Annotated in this window: 14 protein-coding genes and 1 pseudogene; 8 read left to right on the forward strand and 7 right to left on the reverse strand. The window is 71.7% G+C overall.

The genetic code is table 11. The annotated features are described in order from the left end of the window. The first annotated feature begins 80 nt into the window (after positions 1 to 80). From IEZ11_RS41220 to IEZ11_RS41230, 3 genes are all read left to right on the forward strand, one after another. Positions 81 to 746, forward strand: coding sequence for an HAD family hydrolase (locus IEZ11_RS41220; RefSeq protein WP_189268188.1), 666 nt, complete (start codon positions 81 to 83; stop codon positions 744 to 746). A gap of 539 nt (positions 747 to 1,285) precedes the next feature. After that, a complete protein-coding gene (locus tag IEZ11_RS41225) occupies positions 1,286 to 6,223 on the forward strand; it encodes an NAD-glutamate dehydrogenase (RefSeq protein ID WP_189268189.1) in 4,938 nt (1,645 codons plus the stop codon). Positions 6,224 to 6,407: 184 nt separating this feature from the next. Continuing rightward, complete coding sequence (locus tag IEZ11_RS41230; RefSeq protein ID WP_189268190.1) at positions 6,408 to 6,851, forward strand: GtrA family protein; 444 nt, start codon at positions 6,408 to 6,410, stop codon at positions 6,849 to 6,851. A 58-nt stretch (positions 6,852 to 6,909) separates the two neighbouring features. On the opposite strand, the gene IEZ11_RS41235 is transcribed toward IEZ11_RS41230, so the two are convergent. Both IEZ11_RS41235 and IEZ11_RS41240 read right to left on the reverse strand, forming a co-directional pair. Further along, on the reverse strand, positions 6,910 to 7,758 hold the full coding sequence (locus IEZ11_RS41235; protein ID WP_189268191.1) for an ABC transporter ATP-binding protein: 849 nt from the start codon (positions 7,756 to 7,758) through the stop codon (positions 6,910 to 6,912). After that, positions 7,751 to 8,668, reverse strand: a complete 918-nt coding sequence (locus tag IEZ11_RS41240) for an ABC transporter permease (RefSeq protein WP_189268192.1) — start codon at positions 8,666 to 8,668, stop codon at positions 7,751 to 7,753. The genes IEZ11_RS41235 and IEZ11_RS41240 overlap by 8 nt, the downstream gene beginning before the upstream one ends. Before the next feature lie 370 nt (positions 8,669 to 9,038). Here IEZ11_RS41240 and IEZ11_RS41245 point away from each other — a divergent pair, with 370 nt between their 5' ends. The 3 genes from IEZ11_RS41245 (at position 9,039) to IEZ11_RS41255 (ending at position 11,427) form a co-directional block, all read left to right on the forward strand. Then, complete coding sequence (locus IEZ11_RS41245; RefSeq protein WP_189268193.1) at positions 9,039 to 9,665, forward strand: TetR/AcrR family transcriptional regulator; 627 nt, start codon at positions 9,039 to 9,041, stop codon at positions 9,663 to 9,665. A gap of 412 nt (positions 9,666 to 10,077) precedes the next feature. Next, a complete protein-coding gene (locus tag IEZ11_RS41250; RefSeq protein ID WP_189268194.1) occupies positions 10,078 to 10,455 on the forward strand; it encodes a DoxX family protein in 378 nt (125 codons plus the stop codon). Positions 10,456 to 10,500: 45 nt separating this feature from the next. Next, positions 10,501 to 11,427 carry an RNA polymerase sigma-70 factor gene (locus IEZ11_RS41255; RefSeq protein WP_189268195.1) on the forward strand — a complete coding sequence of 309 codons (927 nt, stop codon included), beginning with the start codon at positions 10,501 to 10,503 and terminating at the stop codon, positions 11,425 to 11,427. Between the two features lie 48 nt (positions 11,428 to 11,475). Here the strand turns inward: IEZ11_RS41255 and IEZ11_RS41260 are convergent. From IEZ11_RS41260 to IEZ11_RS41270, 3 genes and pseudogenes are all read right to left on the reverse strand, one after another. Continuing rightward, positions 11,476 to 11,628: pseudogene (locus IEZ11_RS41260) on the reverse strand (ADP-ribosylglycohydrolase family protein); the annotation flags it as partial. 17 nt (positions 11,629 to 11,645) lie between these two features. Next, complete coding sequence (gene galE, locus IEZ11_RS41265) at positions 11,646 to 12,626, reverse strand: UDP-glucose 4-epimerase GalE (RefSeq protein ID WP_189268196.1); 981 nt, start codon at positions 12,624 to 12,626, stop codon at positions 11,646 to 11,648. Positions 12,627 to 12,665: 39 nt separating this feature from the next. Continuing rightward, positions 12,666 to 13,883: a glycosyltransferase 87 family protein gene (locus IEZ11_RS41270; protein ID WP_229713676.1), complete on the reverse strand. Its 1,218-nt coding sequence runs from the start codon at positions 13,881 to 13,883 to the stop codon at positions 12,666 to 12,668. A 382-nt stretch (positions 13,884 to 14,265) separates the two neighbouring features. Between IEZ11_RS41270 and IEZ11_RS41275 the strand changes: the two genes are divergently transcribed. Then, positions 14,266 to 15,885: a glycosyltransferase family 39 protein gene (locus tag IEZ11_RS41275; RefSeq protein WP_373295037.1), complete on the forward strand. Its 1,620-nt coding sequence runs from the start codon at positions 14,266 to 14,268 to the stop codon at positions 15,883 to 15,885. Positions 15,886 to 15,901: 16 nt separating this feature from the next. Here the strand turns inward: IEZ11_RS41275 and IEZ11_RS41280 are convergent, their stop codons facing one another. Further along, positions 15,902 to 16,384 (reverse strand): MarR family winged helix-turn-helix transcriptional regulator, encoded by a 483-nt coding sequence (locus tag IEZ11_RS41280; protein ID WP_189268198.1) that lies wholly within the window; start codon positions 16,382 to 16,384, stop codon positions 15,902 to 15,904. 136 nt (positions 16,385 to 16,520) lie between these two features. Here IEZ11_RS41280 and IEZ11_RS41285 point away from each other — a divergent pair, with 136 nt between their 5' ends. Next, positions 16,521 to 16,937, forward strand: a complete 417-nt coding sequence (locus IEZ11_RS41285; protein WP_189268199.1) for an organic hydroperoxide resistance protein — start codon at positions 16,521 to 16,523, stop codon at positions 16,935 to 16,937. On the opposite strand, the gene IEZ11_RS41290 is transcribed toward IEZ11_RS41285, so the two are convergent. Next, positions 16,927 to 18,744, reverse strand: coding sequence for a hypothetical protein (locus tag IEZ11_RS41290; RefSeq protein WP_189268200.1), 1,818 nt, complete (start codon positions 18,742 to 18,744; stop codon positions 16,927 to 16,929). The two genes, IEZ11_RS41285 and IEZ11_RS41290, sit on opposite strands and share 11 nt — an antisense overlap. Between the last annotated feature and the right edge of the window lie 11 nt (positions 18,745 to 18,755).

Consider the following 18,755-nt stretch of genomic DNA (forward strand, 5'->3'; position numbering starts at 1 on the left):
TGGAGCCCGCCGGACGGCTGTGGCCTGCGGTGATGTGCCGGTGGTCTTGATTGTCAGTGGTGGCGGGTAGCGTTTTTGGCATGGGGAAGCACGAAAGCGCACACATTGTCTGGGACTGGAACGGGACGCTGTTCCACGACAACGACGCGATCATCGGGGCGACGAACGCGGCCTCGGCCGAGCTGGGCCTGGCGCCGATCACACTGGAGCAGTACCGGGCGCTGTACTGCGTGCCGGTGCCGAGGTTCTACGAGCGGCTGATGGGGCGGCTTCCGACGGAGGCCGAGTGGGAGGTCATGGACGAGATCTTCCACCGCTACTACGCCGAGCACCGGGGCCGGTGCGGGCTGACCGACGGGGCGGCGGAGCTGCTGGCCGGGTGGCGTTCGGCGGGGCGCAGCCAGTCGCTGCTGAGCATGTACGTGCATGACGAACTGGTTCCGCTGGTGCGGGGGTTCGGAATCGAGCCGCACTTCGTACGGGTGGAGGGACGGACCGGGCCGTCCGGGGGCAGCAAGGCCGAGCACATGGTGCGGCACCTGCGGCAGCTGGCGGATGTGGAGCCCGGCCGGACCGTGGTGATCGGGGACGCGGCGGACGACGCGGTGGCGGCGCGGGCGGTGGGGGCGAGAGCGGTGCTGTACACCGGGGGGTCGCACGGCAGAGCCAGTCTGGAGGAGGTCGGGGTGCCGGTCGTGGACTCCCTGGCGGAGGCGGTCGAGGAGGCGGAGCGACTGGTGGCGTGAGCCGGTGCCGGTGGGCCGGGGCCGGGGGTGGGGCGCTTGCCGGGTGCCGCTGCGCCCACCCGTGCCGCCCTGCGGCACGCCTGCCCGCAGCTGAGTGGCGTGCCCCGCATGTCAGCCGGGCCGGCGCGGCGTCTCTGTGCAGAACGTCAAAGTTCCACCCCCGCTTTTGTACACATACGGCTCATGACGACCCCCCGGTGGAGAGCGATAGCCTGGTGGCGTGATCAGCGCGATAGTTCGCGGGGGCATCGGTGCCCCTGCCCTGCGCCCGGTTTGCACGGAGCACCTCCGTGACCGGGCGGCGGTCGCTGGTCTTCCCGGGCGGAGGGCGCCGAAAGCGGCCCTGGCGGGTTCGCTGCCGAGAGCAGCGTCACACCTGCCGAGCAGCTCAAAGATGGCTCAATACCCCCCGCTCGTCTCCCCATGCGGCATAGCGTCGGAGCAGACCGGAGAACCCGGCCGTGGCGTCGAGCCGCAGTGGGAAGAGCCCGTACTTCCTTCTACGTCACGCAATGGCGCGCGACAGGAGCCAGAGGACCATGCAGACCAAGCTGGACGAAGCCAAGGCCGAGCTGCTCGATCGGGCCGCCCGGGTAGCTGAGAACAGCCCGGCCGGGGGGCACCTACCGACTGGGACGACGGGAACGGCGGATCAGGAGTCCGTCTTCGCGTTCCTCCAGCGCTACTACCTGCACACCGCACCGGAGGACCTCGCCGACCGCGACCCGGTCGACGTCTTCGGCGCCGCCGTCTCGCACTACCGTCTCGCCGAGAACCGCCCGCAGGGCACCGCGAACGTCCGGGTCCACACCCCGACCGTCGAGGAGAACGGGTGGACGTGCAGCCACACCGTGGTGGAGGTCGTCACCGACGACATGCCCTTCCTCGTGGACTCGGTCACCAATGAGCTGACCCGGCAGGGACGCGGCATCCACGTCGTCATCCACCCCCAGTTCGTGGTCCGCCGCGACCTCACCGGCAAGATGATCGAGGTGCTGCCCACCCCGCCGGCCGACGAGGAACTGCCCCACGACACGCACATCGAGTCCTGGATCCACGTCGAGATCGACCGCGAGACCGACCGCGCCGACCTCAAGCAGATCACCGCCGACCTGCTGCGCGTGCTCTCCGACGTCCGCGAGGCCGTCGAGGACTGGGAGAAGATGCGCGAGGGCGCCGTCCGCGTCGCCGAGCAGCTCGGCGAGGAACCGGTCCCCGCCGACCTGCCGCGCCCCGAGGTCGAGGAGGCCCGCGAGCTGCTGCGCTGGCTGGCCGCCGACCACTTCACCTTCCTCGGCTTCCGCGAGTACCAGCTGCGCGACGACGACTCGCTGGCCGCCGTGCCCGGCACCGGCCTCGGCATCCTGCGCTCCGACCCGCAGCACGCCGGCGACGAGGGCCACCCGGTCAGCCCCTCCTTCGAGCGGCTCCCGGCCGACGCGCGCGCCAAGGCCCGTGAGCACAAGCTCCTGGTCCTGACCAAGGCGAACAGCCGGGCGACCGTGCACCGGCCGTCGTACCTGGACTACGTCGGCGTCAAGAAGTTCGACGCGGACGGCAACGTGGTGGGTGAGCGGCGCTTCCTGGGCCTGTTCTCGTCCGCCGCCTACACCGAGTCGGTGCGCCGGGTGCCGGTCATCCGGCGCAAGGTCGACGCCGTGCTGGAGCGGGCGGGCTTCTCGCCCAACAGCCACGACGGCCGTGACCTGATGCAGATCATGGAGACCTACCCGCGCGACGACATGTTCCAGACCCCGGTCCCGGAGCTGGAGTCCATCGTCACGAGCGTGCTGTACCTCCAGGAGCGCCGCCGGCTGCGGCTGTACCTGCGCCAGGACGAGTACGGCCGCTACTACTCGGCCCTCGTCTACCTTCCGCGCGACCGCTACACCACCGGTGTCCGGCTGCGGATCATCGACATCCTGAAGGAGGAGCTCGGCGGCACCAGCGTCGACTTCACGGCCTGGAACACCGAGTCGATCCTCTCCCGGCTGCACTTCGTGGTCCGGGTCCCGCAGGGCACCGAGCTGCCCGAGCTGTCCGACGCCGACAAGGACCGTATCGAGGCCCGTCTGGTCGAGGCGGCCCGCTCCTGGGCCGACGGCTTCGCCGAGGCGCTCAACGCCGAGTGCGGCGAGGAGCGGGCGGCCGAGCTGCTGCGCCGCTACACGAACTCCTTCCCCGAGGGCTACAAGGCCGACCACACCCCGCGCGCGGCGGTCGCCGACCTGGTCCACCTGGAGCGGCTCACCGAGGAGGCGGGCAACGACTTCGCGCTCAGCCTCTACGAGCCGGTGGGCGCCGCCCCGGGCGAGCGCCGGTTCAAGATCTACCGCAAGGGCGCGGCGATCTCCCTGTCGGCGGTGCTGCCGGTGCTGAACCGGCTGGGCGTCGAGGTGATCGACGAGCGGCCGTACGAACTGCGCTGCGCGGACCGGACGACCGCGTGGATCTACGACTTCGGGCTGCGGATGCCGAAGGTGTCCGGCGGCAGCAACGGCGACTACCTGGGCGACGACGGCCGGGAGCGTTTCCAGGACGCCTTCGCGGCCACCTGGACCGGCCTGGCGGAGAACGACGGCTTCAACGCGCTGGTGCTGAGCGCCGGGCTGAGCTGGCGCCAGGCGATGGTGCTGCGGGCGTACGCGAAGTACCTGCGGCAGGCCGCTTCCACGTTCTCCCAGGACTACATGGAGACGACGCTCCGCAACAACGTCCACACCACCCGGCTGCTCGTCTCCCTGTTCGAGGCGCGGATGTCACCGGACCGCCAGAAGGCCGGCCTGGAGATCACCGACGCCCTGCTGGAGGAGCTGGACGCGGCGCTGGACCAGGTGGCGAGCCTCGACGAGGACCGCATCCTGCGCTCCTTCCTGACCGTCATCAAGGCGACGCTGCGCACCAACTTCTTCCAGGAGACGGTCGACGGCGCCCCGCACGCCTACGTCTCCATGAAGTTCGACCCGCAGGCCATCCCCGACCTCCCGGCGCCCCGCCCGGCGTTCGAGATCTGGGTGTACTCGCCGCGGGTCGAGGGTGTGCACCTGCGCTTCGGGAAGGTCGCGCGAGGCGGTCTGCGCTGGTCCGACCGGCGAGAGGACTTCCGCACCGAGATCCTCGGCCTGGTCAAGGCACAGATGGTGAAGAACACCGTCATCGTGCCGGTCGGCGCCAAGGGCGGCTTCGTGGCCAAGCAGCTGCCGGACCCGGCGAAGGACCGGGACGCGTGGCTGGCCGAGGGCATCGCCAGCTACAAGACGTTCATCTCGGCGCTGCTCGACATCACCGACAACATGGTGGCCGGCGATGTCGTGCCCCCGCAGGACGTGGTCCGGCACGACGAGGACGACACCTACCTGGTGGTCGCGGCCGACAAGGGCACGGCGACGTTCTCCGACATCGCCAACGAGGTCGCGGGCAGCTACAACTTCTGGCTCGGCGACGCCTTCGCCTCCGGCGGCAGCGCCGGCTACGACCACAAGGGCATGGGCATCACCGCGCGCGGCGCCTGGGAGTCCGTGAAGCGGCACTTCCGGGAGCTGGGCACCGACACCCAGACCGAGGACTTCACGGTCGTCGGCATCGGTGACATGTCCGGTGACGTGTTCGGCAACGGCATGCTGCTGTCCGAGCACATCCGCCTGGTCGCCGCCTTCGACCACCGGCACATCTTCATCGACCCGAACCCGGACGCGGCCACCTCCTTCGCCGAGCGCCGCCGCCTGTTCGACCTGCCCCGCTCCAGCTGGGGCGACTACGACACCGACCTGCTCTCGGCGGGCGGCGGGATCTTCCCGCGCAGCGCCAAGGCCATCCCGGTCAACGGCCACATCCGCGAGGCGCTCGGCATCGAGGAGAAGGTCGCCAAGCTGACCCCGGCCGACCTGATGAAGGCGATCCTGGCGGCGCCGGTCGACCTGCTCTGGAACGGCGGCATCGGCACCTACGTCAAGGCGTCGACCGAGTCCAACGCGGACGTCGGCGACAAGGCCAACGACGCCATCCGCGTCGACGGCGCCGACCTGCGTGTCAAGGTCGTCGGCGAGGGCGGCAACCTGGGCCTGACCCAGCTCGGCCGGATCGAGTTCGCCCGCCAGGGCGGAAAGATCAACACCGATGCCATCGACAACAGCGCCGGCGTGGACACCTCCGACCACGAGGTGAACATCAAGATCCTGCTCAACGGTGTGGTCGCGGACGGCGACATGACGGTCAAGCAGCGCAACAAGCTGCTCGCCGAGATGACCGACGAGGTCGGCGCCCTGGTGCTGCGCAACAACTACGCGCAGAACGTGGCGATCGCCAACGCCCTCGCCCAGTCCGGGGACATGCTCCACGCCCAGCAGCGCTTCCTGCGCCACCTGGTCAGGGAAGGCCATCTCGACCGGGCCCTGGAGTTCCTGCCCACCGACCGCCAGATCCGCGAGCGCATCGGCACCGGCCAGGGCCTGACCGGCCCGGAGACGGCCGTCCTGCTGGCGTACACGAAGATCACGGTCGCCGACGAGCTGCTGGCCACCACACTGCCGGACGACCCGTACCTGAGCAGCCTGCTGCACGCCTACTTCCCGACGGCCCTGCGCGAGCGGTTCGCCGCCGCGCTCGCCACCCACCCGCTGCGCCGCGAGATCACCACCACGGTCCTGGTCAACGACACCGTCAACACCGGTGGCACGACCTACCTGCACCGGCTGCGCGAGGAGACCGGGGCGTCCCTGGAGGAGATCGTCCGGGCGCAGACCGCGGCCCGCGCGATCTTCCGCTCGGCCCCGGTGTGGGACGCGGTCGAGGAGCTGGACAACACGGTCGACGCGGCCGTCCAGACCCGGATCCGGCTGCACTCCCGCCGCCTGGTGGAGCGTGGCACCCGCTGGCTGCTCAACAACCGGCCGCAGCCGCTCCAACTGCTGGAGACCGTCGACTTCTTCTCCGAGCGGGTCGAACAGGTCTGGCAGCAGCTGCCGAAGCTGCTGCGCGGCGCGGACCTGGAGTGGTACCAGCACGTGTACGACGAGCTGTCGGGCGCCGGTGTGCCCGACGAGGTCGCCACCCGCGTGGCCGGCTTCTCCTCGGCCTTCCCGGCGCTGGACATCGTCTCGGTGGCCGACCGCACGGGCAAGGAGCCGCTGGACGTCGCCGAGGTCTACTACGACCTCGCCGACCGGCTCGGCGTCACCCAGCTGATGGACCGCATCATCGAGCTCCCGCGCGCCGACCGCTGGCAGTCGATGGCCCGCGCCTCCATCCGCGAGGACCTGTACGCGGCCCACGCGATGCTCACCGCCGACGTGCTCGCCGCGGGCAACGGCACGTCGACCCCCGAGCAGCGTTACGAGGCCTGGGAGCAGAACAACTCCGCGATCCTGGGCCGGGCCCGGACCACCCTGGAGGAGATCCGCAGCTCGGACTCCTTCGACCTGGCCAACCTCTCGGTGGCCATGCGGACGATGCGGACGCTGCTGCGCACGCACGCGTAGCGGTACGAGAGAGCAGTACGAGTCAGTCGTACGACATGAAAGGCGCCCCGGGCCGGTGAAGGTCCGGGGCGCCTTTCTTTCCTTTCCTCCCTGCCGGTGCCTGTTCTTGCCGATATCCAGGGAGAAATGGACGGTGAATTTACCGTTTCCTGCTAATCGGGACACCTCGGATAAGGTCTGCCGTGTGACAGTGCAACTCACGGTGGGGCGGCCGGTCCCGCGGGTCGTCCTCGAAGTCGTGAAATTCGGGGTCGTCGGCGGCAGCGGTGTCCTCGTCAATTTCCTGGCCTTCAACCTGCTGCTGCACGGCCCGCGTTGGCCGGCCATGACGGCGACGGTGGCGGCCAGCTGCATGGCGATGGCGACCAATTACGTGGGCTTCCGTTTTTTCGCCTATCGCGACCGGGCCTCGCGCACACGACAGCAGATCGCACTTTTCTTCGTGTTCAGCGGTGTGGGCGTCGTACTGGAAAGCGGTCTGTTCTATGCCGGTTATCACGGTCTCGGTCTCGCGGGGCCGCTGGAATCCAACGTGGTGAAGGCGCTGTCGATCGTGCTCGCCTCCGCCTTCCGCTTCCTCGTCTACCGGACGTGGGTCTTCCAGACGGACGCGAGCCGCGCCGTGTAGCAACGGCGCGGCTCGCGGTCGTGGGTCTGCCGGGTCTGCGAGGTCTGCTCGCTCCGCCTCAGGAGGGCTGGGCGGCGGCCTTCGGCTTCGGCTTCGGAGCGGTCTTCGGCTTGTCGGACTTGTCGCCGGTGAAGGCCTCGTACTCCGCGAGGACGTCCTCGGTCGGCCCGTCCATGCGCAGCACACCCCGCTCCAGCCACAGCACCCGCTCGCAGGTGTCGCGGATGGACTTGTTGTTGTGGCTGACCAGGAACACCGTGCCCGCGTGCTGGCGCAGCTCGCGGATGCGCTCCTCGGACCGCATGCGGAAGGACGCGTCACCGGTGGCCAGGGCCTCGTCGATGAGCAGGACGTCGTGGTCCTTGGCGGCGGCGATGGAGAACCGGAGCCGGGCGCCCATGCCGGAGGAGTAGGTGCGCATCGGGAGGGTGATGAAGTCGCCCTTCTCGTTGATACCGGAGAAGTCGACGATGTCCTGGTAGCGCTCCTTGACCTCCTCCCGGGACATGCCCATGGCGAGGCCGCCGAGGTAGACGTTCTTCTCGCCGGTCAGGTCGCCCATCAGGGCCGCGTTGACGCCGAGGAGGGAGGGCTGGCCGTCGGTGTAGATCGCGCCGTGCTCCACCGGGAGCAGGCCGGCGACCGCCTTGAGCAGGGTCGACTTGCCGGAGCCGTTGGTGCCGATGAGACCGATCGCCTCGCCCTTGTAGGCGACGAAGGAGACGTTCTTGACCGCGTGCACCGTGCGGGTGCCCGCCGCCTTCTCGGCGTTCTTGCGGCGCAGGATCCGGTTGAGGGCGGCGGTGGCGGAGCCGCGTCCGGCGCCGGTGCCGTTGACCCGGTAGACGATGTCGACGCTGTCGGCGACGACGGTGGGGATGGGGGTGTCGCTCACGTTCTCAGCCACGGCCGTACGTCTCCTCAGCCTTCCAGAAGTAGATGAAGCCGCCGACACCGAAGAGCACGGCCCAGCCGGTCGCGAGGATCCACACGTGCGGGGGCAGCTGGCTGGAGTGGAAGCTGTCGATCAGCGCGTAGCGCATCAGGTCGATGTAGACGGCGGCCGGGTTGCCCTTGAGCACCGGGTTCACCCAGGTCGGCAGACCGTGGTGGTTCTTGGTCAGCTTGTCGATGTTCCACATGACGCCGGAGATGTACATCCAGGTACGCAGCACGAACGGCATCAGCTGGGCGATGTCCGGGGTCTTGGCACCCCACCGGGCCATGATCATCGCAATGCCGGCGTTGAAGCTGAACTGCAGGATCAGCGCCGGGATCGCCAGCAGCCAGGAGGCGGCCACCGGAACGCCGAAGCAGAGCAGGATGACGACCAGGGCGGCCATCGAGAACAGCAGCTGCTGGAGCTGCTGGAGGCAGAAGGAGATCGGCAGCGCGGCGCGCGGGAAGTGCAGGGCGCGGACGAGGCCGAGGTTGCCGGAGATCGCGCGGGTGCCGACCATGATCGAGCTCTGCGTGAACGTCCAGATGAACACGCCCGTGACCAGGAACGGGATGTAGTCCGGCACGCCACGCTTGGTGCCGAGCAGCACACCGAAGATGAAGTAGTAGACGGCCGCGTTCAGCAGCGGGGTCATGACCTGCCAGACCTGGCCGAGCTTCGCCTGCGCGTACTGCGCGGTGAGCTTGGCGGTGGCGAACGCGACGATGAAGTGCCGCCGCGCCCACAGCTGGCGGATGTACGCCGGCAGAGAGGGACGGGCACCGCTGACCGAGAGTCCGTACCGGGCGGCGAGCGCCGCGAGGTCGTCCTCGGCCGTGACCGGGGCCGGGGGCGGTGTGTGGAGAACCTGGGTCACATCCGCTGCTTTCACTCGGGGGGTGGGGATGCTGCGGCGTCCGGCTGGCGCCGGGCCCGTCATCCGAAGTTTCCTTACGCTTCTCTTCACGTTTTCTTACGTCGGGACGGGACCGTATCGTCGCAACGGGAGCGTAGGCCGATTCGGCGTCGGAACGCAACCGTTTCGTCGTCACGGTTGCCTGTGTGCCGTAACGCGTTCGAGGTCGGGGCGCGACCGATTCGTTGCTGTGCGGTGCGGACACGTGTTCGGTACGGCGGTGAGCTGGGGTGTGTTCAGCGGGTCCGTGCTGCGGCGTTCGGGTGGACGCGGCGTGTCGGAACGTCGTCGGAACGCAACCGTTTCGTCGTTACGCCCCTATGCTGGAGGCATGACGACGAACGCCGAGGAGTCCCAGACGCGTCCGCGCCGACGAGCCCCCGCCGGGGCGGCCGTCCTCCGAGAGGACGTGACCGAGGCCATCCGAGCCGCCGTCTTCGAGGAGCTCGCGGCGGTCGGGTATGCCCGGATGTCCATCGAGGGCATCGCACGCCGGGCCGGTGTCGGCAAGACCGCGGTCTACCGCCGCTGGCGCTCCAAGCTGCACCTGGTCCTCGACGTCGTCTCGGCCCTCGCCGTGCTGGGCCTGCCGGTGCCCGACACCGGCTCCCTGGAGGGCGACCTGCGACTGCTGTACGAGGTCACCTCCCGCGCGCTGCGCCATCCGGTCGCCTCGCAGATCATCCCGGACCTCCAGGCCGAGGCGGCCCGCAACCCCGATATCGCCGAGGCCATGCAGAAGACGCTGCGCGAGGGCCAGGAGGGTGTCGCCAGCAAGATCATCGAGGCGGCGCAGCGGCGCGGTGAACTCGCCGAGAGCATCGACGACGACCTGGCCATGGACCTGATCTCCGGCCCGCTGTACTGGCGCTCGGTGGTGATCCGCACCCCGAAGCTGCCCAAGGGCTACCTGGCGGCGCTGGCCCACGGGACGACGGAGGCGCTCAAGGCGCTGTGAGCCGGGGGCCGTCCGGCGGTTCGAGCCGCGGCACGGCGGCGGTGGCCGACGGCCGGGGTGCGCGGGGTCCCGGGAGGACTGTGCGGCCGCAGGGCGGAGGGGACCGGGCCTGATCAGCCGCTGCCGCGGCGGGCGACGTCCGGGTGATGTGGTGGGGGTGTCTCCAGGCCGCGGGGCCGGTGGCGTCGGCGAGTGACGGCGCTGTCGCAGGGGGTGTGGGAGGCCTCGCGTCTGTCCGCGGCGCGATCCGCCGGGCGGTGCCGACCGCGGGGGTGTCAACGGTCCCTGGCCGTAGGGATGTCGGCGGTCCTTGGCCGTGGGGGTGTCAACGGTCCCGGGCCGTGGGGATGTCACGGGCGGGGCGGCCGTCTCGTCGTAGAGGGTGCAGGCATCCTCGATCAGGGAGTGGACGATGAACCTCACGCTGTGGATCGCCGCCGGACTGCTCGCCGCGGTGGCGCTGGTCGGCGGGGTCAGCAAGACGTTCGTGCCGCGGGAGAGGCTGGCCGCGGCCCACGGCGGCGGCTGGACCGGCGACGTCGGCGACGGCTTCGTGCGGACGCTCGGCATACTCGAACTGCTGGCCGCGGCGGGGCTGGTCCTGCCCGCCGTCACTGGCATCGCGCCGGTCCTGGTGCCGGTGACGGCCGGTGCCTGGGTGCTGCTGATGACCGGTGCGTCGATCACGCACGGGCGGCGCGGCGAGCGGGCGTTCGTGGCGCTGAACCTGGTCTATCTCGCGCTCGCGCTGGTCGTCGCGGTGGGCCGGTTCGGACCGGGCTCCTTCTGACGGGACAGGACGGGACAGGCAGGGCGAGGGGGAGGGGCGGAGCACATGGAGAACCGGACCGAGGAGTTCCAGGAGCTGCGGCCGATGCTGTTCTCGATCGCGTACCGGATCCTGGGCAGCGTCGGCGAGGCCGAGGACGCCGTCCAGGAGGCCTGGCTGCGCTTCGCGGGCTCACCGGCGGAGATCAGGTCGCCGAAGGCCTTCCTGTCGGCCACGGTCACCCGGATCTCGATCGACGTACTGCGCTCGGCCCGGGTCCGGCGCGAGGAGTACGTCGGCCCGTGGTTCCCCGAACCGCTGCTCGCCGACCCCTACGAGGACCCGGTGCGGTCGGCGGAGCTGGCCGACTCGGTGTCGATGGCGGCCCTGCTGCTCCTGGAGCGGCTGAGCCCCCTGGAACGCGCGGTGTTCGTCCTGCGCGAGGTGTTCGACTTCGGCTTCCCCGAGGTCGCGGCGGCGGTGGGCCGTTCGGAGGCCGCCTGCCGGCAGCTGGCGGTCCGGGCCCGGCGCCACATGGCCGAGGGCCGCCCCCGCTTCGAGGCGGACCGCAGGGGACGCGACGAACTGGCCGCACGCTTCTTCGACGCCCTCCAGGAAGGCGACCTGGCCGGCCTCCAGGACCTGCTCGCCGCCGACGTGTCGCTGGTCGGCGACGGCGGCGGCAAGGCCCCGCAACTGGCCCGCGCGGTCCTGGGCGCCCAGCACGTGGCCCGCCTCCTCGCCGCCGTCTTCCCGGTGCTGGCCAGGATCGAGGTGACCTGCGAGCGGCACGAGGTCAACGGCCAGCCCGGCGCGATCTTCCGTGACCGCCACGGCAAGGTCCTCCAGACGTTCTCCCTCGACATCCTCGACGGCCGGGTCCAGGCGATCCGGCTGGTACTCAACCCCGACAAACTCGGCCACATGGGCCCGGTGGCGGACGCCTGGTCGATCTCCGAGGAACTCAAGCGGGCCCGCAGACCCCTGGACTGACGGGTCCTCAGGCCCCCAGGCGCCGGGTCAGCGCCACCAGGTCCGCCGTCCGCAGCACATCTCACCGCCATGGCCCGCCGTCGGGAACCGTGCGGAGAAGGCATGCTCGGGACCGAACTCGAAGGGTGCGCCCAGGGCGTCACCGACGGCCGAACCGATGACGGCGCCCAGGGCGCGGTCGGGGCGGGACGAGGGAGGCATGCCCGCAGGCTACGGGGTCAGCCCCGGGTCGCCTCGGGGTGCAGGCGCAGCCAGCCCTCCCAGGCGGAGGTGATCATGTCCTGGACGTCGTGCCTGGGCTTCCAGTCCAGTTCCGTCGTGATGCGGTCGGCGGAGGCGACCACCCGTGCCGGGTCACCGGGGCGGCGCGGGGCGACGGTCGCGGGCAGGGCGTGGCCGGTGACCGCGTTGATGCGGTCGATCATCTCGCGGACCGAGACGCCCTCGCCGCGCCCGATGTTGAGGGTCAGTTCGCGGCCCGGCTCGGCCTGGAGGGCGCGAGCCGCGACGACATGGGCCTCGGCGAGGTCCACCACGTGGATGTAGTCGCGGACGCAGGTGCCGTCCGGTGTCGCGTAGTCGTCGCCGAAGATGAGCGGCGGCGCGTGCTCCGTGAGCCTCTCGAAGACCATCGGGACGAGGTTGTACACGCCCACGTCGGCCAGTTCGGGGCGGGCCGCGCCGGCCACGTTGAAGTAGCGGAGCGAGGCCGTGGCGAGGCCTGTGGCCCGGCCCGTCGCGCGGACCAGCCACTCGCCCGCGAGCTTCGTCTCGCCGTACGGCGACATCGGCACGCACGGCGTCTCCTCCGTCACCAGGTCGACGTCCGGCATGCCGTAGACCGCCGCGGAGGAGGAGAAGACGAAGGAGGCGACCTGCGCCTCCGTCACCGCCTCCAGGAGGACCCGCAGGCCTTCGACGTTCTCGTGGTAGTAGTGCAGCGGACGAGCCACCGACTCGCCCACCTGCTTCTTCGCCGCCAGGTGTACGACCCCGGTCACCTCGTGCTCGGCCAGCACGCGCGCGACCTTCTCACCGTCGAGCGTGGAGCCCGTCACGAGGGGCACGTCCTCCGGCAGGCGCTCCGCGATACCGGAGGACAGGTCGTCGTACACCACCGTCCGCTCGCCCGCCGCCGTCATCGCGCGTACGACATGCGCCCCGATGTAACCGGCGCCGCCGGTGATCAGCCAGGTCATGTGTGGCCGTCCCCTCCGTGAGTTGGCCCGTGGTGTTCGTCAGCCGTGGTCACCCCTCAGTGAAGCAGGTGCCGCCGACATCCGCGGACGGCCCACCTGCCCCGCCGTCCCCGCGAGGACACGTGACGTGCTCTGCCGGCGGCGGGTGGCGCGCCACAGCCGGGTGAGGGAGAGCACGGCGGCGCTGGCCAGCAGGCCGTTGCGGGCGAGCATCAGCAGACAGCCGGTCCAGGTGCACTGGACGACCTCGGCGTAGAACGCCGGGTAGGCGACGGCGCTGAGCGCGGTCGCCGCCGCGATCAGCGCGGCGACCGGACGCTGGGTGGTGTGCCGTGCGGACAGGGCGACGGCGGCCAGGCCGAGCAGCCAGATCATGTACTGCGGGCTGATCACCCGGCTGGTGACGGTGAACAGGAGCACGGCGCTCAGTGCCGCGTCGTACGGGGTGGCCGGGGTCCAGTGCCGGGCGCGCACCCGCCACAGCAGGAGCAGCGCGAAGGCCGCCGCGGTGAGCGCCAGGGAGACGGTCGCGACCGCGCGCACATGCGGCCCGACCAGTTCGATGGCGCCGTACTGGTAGCGGGTCGTGCCCGGCCAGCCGGCGTGCCGCGCGAGGCTGAGCGCGGTCCCGCCGAGCGACTCGACCTGCACGCCCCGGCCGCCCTGCTGACGGAGAAAGGCCAGCGGGTTGCGGAACGACACCACCAAGGCGGCGAAGGCGACGGTCCCCGTCAGGGCCGCCGACAGCCATGCCGTGCGGGTCGGGCGGCCGGGCGCCAGGCCCAGCAGCACCAGCGCCGGCCACACCTTCACCAACGCGCCCAGCGCCGCCAGCGCACCGCACGCGCGCGTGGAGCGTTCCAGCGCCAGCAGGGAGAACACGGCGAAGGCGGTGACCTCGACGTCGTAACGGGCGAGCGGGAGGTGCAGCAGCAGTGGCAGACCGCCGGTCCAGAAGGCCGCGCCGAGCAGGGTGCGGCCGGGACGCGTGCCCGCGCGGGCGAGCGCCGCCGTGATCAGGGCGTCGGTGGCCAGGGTGAGCGCCACGAACGCCTGGAAGTAGCTCAGTCCGGGCACCAGGCCCGGCGCGAACAGCACCGCGCCGGCGCCCGGCGGGTACTGCCACAACGTGTCGTGCGCCGGGAAGGCGCCGTGCGACAGCACGCCGTACCAGTGGAAGTACAGCCGCCACACTTCGCGCGCGACCGCTCCGTGACCCAGGGTCCGCTCGTTGTTGTGGGCGAGGAGCCACAGCATCAGCGCGCGCGTGGTGACCCAGGTGACGGCGAGGCAGAGGAGACGGAGGAGGCGGAGGAGGCGAGGGAGGTCGGATGGGCGGCGGAGCCGCAGGAGTCGAACAGCCGGGGCGAACGGGACGCGCGGGAGCGGGAAGAACGGGCGGCGATTCATCAACGGCGAGCGTAAGCCGCGCGGATGGTGTATCCATGCCGATACGCCGTCAATACCCGGCAAAGGTTGGCTAATCGCAAAAGATCGGGCCGTGGTGACTATCGGGCCTCTCGTAAAAGCACATCCGCACACGACGCGAACAGCTCAGGACGGCCGGTCGGCGCCACGGAGCCGGCCGCGCCCGCCGGGCGGTCCGTCCCGGTGGCCGGGGGCCGTCCGGGTGCTCACCGTGGCCGTCCCGGCCGCGGTGATGCTCGCGGTAGGACTGTGGGGGCTGCACCGCGGCGGCATGTGGCGCGACGAGGCCGTCACCTACCAGGTCGCCCGGCGCACGGTGCCGCAGATCTGGCGGCTGCTGCACGGCGTGGACGCGGTGCACGGCCTGTACTACCTGCTGATGCACGTCGTCCTCGCCTGCGATCCCGGCCACCCGGGCGAGGTCGTCCTCCGGCTGCCCTCGGTGTGCGCGGCCGCCGGCACCGCGGCTCTGGTCGCCGCCCTGGGCGCCCGCCTGGCCCGGCCGCGCGTCGGCCTGTGGGCCGGGCTGCTGTACGCGGTCACCCCGCTGGTCGGTCACTACGCGCAGGAGGGCCGCTCGTACGCCCTGGTCGCCGCGGGCGCCACCGGCGCGACGCTGCTCCTCGTGCGGGCGGTCCGGGGGGAGGGGCGACGGGCCTGGATCTGGTACGGCACCGTGCTCGGAGTCACCTGCTGGCTGCACGAGTTCGCCGTCCTGCTGCTGCTCGCGCACGCGGGAACCCTGGCGCTGTCCCGTTCGTCGGGAAGGGTGTGGCGGGGGTGGTGCTGCGCGGCCGGGGGCGTGGCGCTGTCGCTGCTGCCGATGGTCGTGGTCTCGCACGGACAGTCGGCCCAGGTGGCCTGGCTGCGGGAGCCGGACGTGGAGACCGCCCAGGAGCTGCTGCGCCAGTACCTCGGACCGACCGACGGGGTGTACTGGGCGTGCCTGGCGCTCGGGCTGCTCGGACTGACGCGGCTGGTGGGCCGGCGCGGTGAGGTGACCCTCGCGGCAGTGGCGCTGCCGCTCGCGGTGCTGCCGCCGGTGGCGCTGATGCTGGCCTCGCAGCTCACCCCGCTGTACGTCGACCGGTACGTGCTCTACGCGCTCGCCGGGGCGCCCTTGCTGGTGGCGCTCGGCGCGGACCGGGTCGCCGGGATGCTCGGCCGGCTCCGACTACGGCTCCGACTACGGCTCGGGCTCCGACTACGGCTCCGACTACGGCTCCGGTCCCGCGCCACGGCGACCGCGCCCCGGTGGCCGGCGCTCACCCTGGCCGGGGTCCTGGCGATCGCCCTCGCCTTCACCCACCAGGTCCCGCTGCTGCGGACGGACCGGGTGCCGGGCACCCGTCCCGACGACCTCGGCGCGATCGCGGCGGCCGTGGCCCGTGCGCTGCGGCCCGGCGACCCCGTGCTGTTCCTGCCGGCCCACGCGCGCGGTGCGGAACTCGCGTATCCCGCCGACTTCAAGGGCACGCGGGACGTCGCGCTGGCCGAGCCGGGGGCGCAGTCCGGGACGTTGTACGGGCGTGAGGTGAAGGAGGGGGTGCTGCGACGGCGGTTGGCGGGGGCCGACGAGGTGTGGGCCGTGATGGAGAAGTACGCGCTGGTGAGGGGGTATCGGCCGCGGCTGGGGACGGAGCGGGCCAAGTTCGCCGTGCTGAACCAGCAGTTCGTGCTGCGGCAGGAGATGGTGATCGACCGGATCGCGCTGCGGCTGTACGTGCGGCCGATCCGGGTGGGTTCGGCCGAGTCCGCGGTGCGGGGCGACGGAGGCCGGCCGCGCCCACGCGACGGCGGCCGCGCATCGACCACGGTCCCGCGTCCCTGAAGGCCGCAGACAGGCCCTAGTTCGTGCCCTCTTCCGAGGCGGCTGCGTCCAGCGTCCCCGTCAGCTGGTCCAGGCGTGCCTTCAGGTCCCGGATCTCGTCCACGTCGAACCCCGTCGCCGACACGATCCGGCGCGGCACCTCCAGTGCCCGCTCCTTCAGCGCGGCCCCCTGCTGCGTCAGCCGCACCTCCACCGAGCGTTCGTCCCGCGCGCTGCGCTCCCGGTGCACCAGGCCTGCCGCCTCCAGGCGCTTGAGCAGCGGCGACAGGGTGCCGGAGTCCAGGCGCAGGTGTTCGCCGAGCTTCTTGACCGGCAGATCGCCCTGTTCCCACAGCACCAGCATCACCAGGTACTGCGGGTAGGTGAGACCGAGATCCTTGAGGATCACGCGGTAGACGCTGTTGAAGGCGCGGGACGCGGCGTGCAGGGAGAAGCAGATCTGGCGGTCCAGACGGAGCCACTCTGCCTCGGGGGAGGGAGTCGGGGTCGTCGCGGTCATGGCTCAATCGTAGCGCTTGCGGGTCATTTAGTTGTGCACAATTAAATCGTGTGCTCTACTTATGGCCGTGAGGGCGGCCGGAACGGGAGCCGCCGGAACACCGATACTTCGAGTACATCGAGAGGGATGGTCTTCCATGGACGCCATCTACACGGCAGCCGCCACCGCCACCGGCCGGGAAGGACGGGCGGTCAGCTCGGACGGGCAGCTGGACCTCACGCTGGCGTTCCCGCCCGCGCTGGGCGGCAACGGCCAGGGCACCAACCCCGAGCAGCTCTTCGCCGCCGGTTACGCCGCCTGCTTCGCCAGCGCCCTCGGCGCCATCGGCCGCCAGGCCAAGGTCGACACCGGTGAGATCTCCGTGACCGCCGAGGTCGGCATCGGCAAGGACGAGTCCGACGGCGGCTTCGCGCTCAAGGTCACCCTGCGCGTCGAGCTCCCCGAGGCGCTCGCCAACGAGACGGGCGAGAAGCTGGTCCACCAGGCCCACGCCTTCTGCCCCTACTCCAAGGCCACCAAGGGCAACATCCCGGTCGACCTCGTCATCGAGTAGATCCGGTCGAACGAGTAGATCCAGCCGAACGAGTCGGTCGAGCGGATCGAGCCGGTCGGGCCGAAAGGGCGGATCGAGCCGGTCGGGCAGTAGGCGGTACCGGGGGCGCATCCCCCGTCGGGGTGAGCCGGGCGAGCACCTCCCCGGTCCGCCGGCTCCAGTCCACGACCACCGCCCCCGAGGGCAGCCGCTCCCGCCGCGTCAGCAGCAGCCAGCGCACCCGGGGGCGGTGGTCCTGGCCGTCGGTCAGGTCGATGCCGTACCCGGGGAGCAGCCGGACGGCGTAGTACGCGTCCGTGAGCACGGGTTCCCCCGGGCCGATGTGCCGGGCCGCCCAGTCGTACGACGGCCAGCGCGGCGGCTGGACGAAGCCGACCGGGTCCACCGAGCGCGGTACGACCGCCCCGGCCTGCGCGGCCAGAAACCCCAGGCAGACCCCGCCGGCCGTGGCCCAGCCGAGCGCCCGCCGCCACCTGGGCCAGGGCCGCTGTGCCGCCAGCTCCACGGCGAGCGCGCACTGCGGAGCCACCAGCACGAGTCCGAGCACGCCGACGAGCCGGCCGCCCGCCAGCACCAGACACTCCAACACGAACAGCAGTACGAGCGGATCACGCCAGCCCACGAGGCCCGCCGAACCTCGCGACGCCGTTCCGGCCGCTCTGCCCGTTCCGGCCGCTCCGCCCGCTCCGCCCGCGCCCCGCGCCGATCGCCGTGAAGCCGGCCCTGCGGTGCCGTCGAACGCCGGCTCAGCCACGCCACCGCACGTCGGACCGGCCGCGCCGCGAAATGCCGGCCCAGCCGCGTCCCACGCCCGACTCCGCGACAGCGGCCCGGCCGGTCCCCGCGCGGCACGCACGGCCGGTCCCCCGGCCGCCCGCCGGGCCCGCAGCCACAGCGCCGGGACCCCGAGCAGGGCCAGCCAGCACCGGTCGGCCGACCCGGTCCACCCGGTCCACCCGACCGACCCGGTCAGCCCGGACAGTCCGGTCAGCCCGCTCAACCCGTCGTACGGCCCGTAGGGCGACGACGGCAGCACGCGCGCGTGTGCCCCGAGGACGAGCACGGCCGCCGCCACCGCGCACATCAGCGCCCACCGCCCCCACACCGCGCCCCGCCACCCCCGCTGCCACCCCGCCGCGAACGCCACCGCCCCGGCCGCCGCGCCCACCCCGGTCACCGGGTCGATCAGCGCCACCGCCCCGTACAGCAGACCGAGGGCCGCGTATCCGGACAGGCTGCGCAGGCCGCTCGGACCGACATAGCGCACCCGGCGCAGATCGCGGGCGCGGGTGCCGGTCAGCGCCCAGGCCCAGAAGGCGAGGCCGAGCGCCAACGCGGACGGGTAGCCGAGGCTCCCGGTCAGCGGCAGCAGGGCCAGCGAGCCCCCGCCCCACGCCGGGCGCGTCCCCCAGAGCACGGACAGGAAGGCCAGCGCCAGCACCGGCGCCCAGGGACGCGGGGTGAGCACCCGGACCAGCCGGCCGAGGCCCGTCAGCAGCACCAGCAGGTGCAGCGGGCCGCACACCCGCAGCAGCTGCCATCCGCTGAGCCCGGTCAGCCGCGCGAGCGCACCCTGCGCCAGCACGTACGGGGACACGGCCGGGCCCGTCAGCCCCGCTCGCAGCCGGGCCACCGCCGCCGCGTGCTGCCCGGCCTCGCAGCACGGCGGCACCCGCCAGTACGCCAGGGTCATCAGCAGCCAGAACAGCAGGCCGAAGACCTGGTACGGAGTGAGCCTGCGGACCCGGCCGCCGCGCAGGGCGGTGGAGCCACGCGTGGCGCGCCGGAGCAGGGCGCCGGTACTCACCGGAGGAGACG

The sequence above is a fragment of the Streptomyces fuscichromogenes genome, assembly GCF_014645815.1.
Classification (GTDB): domain Bacteria; phylum Actinomycetota; class Actinomycetes; order Streptomycetales; family Streptomycetaceae; genus Streptomyces; species Streptomyces fuscichromogenes.

What these genes read in the sequence shown, in the direction of transcription:
- IEZ11_RS41285 (WP_189268199.1), top strand. Translation starts at nt 16,521, where the DNA reads ATGGACGCCATCTACACGGCAGCCGCCACCGCCACCGGCCGGGAAGGA.
- IEZ11_RS41270 (WP_229713676.1), bottom strand. Translation starts at nt 13,883, where the DNA reads ATGCTGTGGCTCCTCGCCCACAACAACGAGCGGACCCTGGGTCACGGA.
- IEZ11_RS41250 (WP_189268194.1), top strand. Translation starts at nt 10,078, where the DNA reads ATGAACCTCACGCTGTGGATCGCCGCCGGACTGCTCGCCGCGGTGGCG.
- IEZ11_RS41280 (WP_189268198.1), bottom strand. Translation starts at nt 16,384, where the DNA reads ATGACCGCGACGACCCCGACTCCCTCCCCCGAGGCAGAGTGGCTCCGT.
- IEZ11_RS41255 (WP_189268195.1), top strand. Translation starts at nt 10,501, where the DNA reads ATGGAGAACCGGACCGAGGAGTTCCAGGAGCTGCGGCCGATGCTGTTC.
- IEZ11_RS41225 (WP_189268189.1), top strand. Translation starts at nt 1,286, where the DNA reads ATGCAGACCAAGCTGGACGAAGCCAAGGCCGAGCTGCTCGATCGGGCC.
- galE (WP_189268196.1), bottom strand. Translation starts at nt 12,626, where the DNA reads ATGACCTGGCTGATCACCGGCGGCGCCGGTTACATCGGGGCGCATGTC.
- IEZ11_RS41220 (WP_189268188.1), top strand. Translation starts at nt 81, where the DNA reads ATGGGGAAGCACGAAAGCGCACACATTGTCTGGGACTGGAACGGGACG.
- IEZ11_RS41245 (WP_189268193.1), top strand. Translation starts at nt 9,039, where the DNA reads ATGACGACGAACGCCGAGGAGTCCCAGACGCGTCCGCGCCGACGAGCC.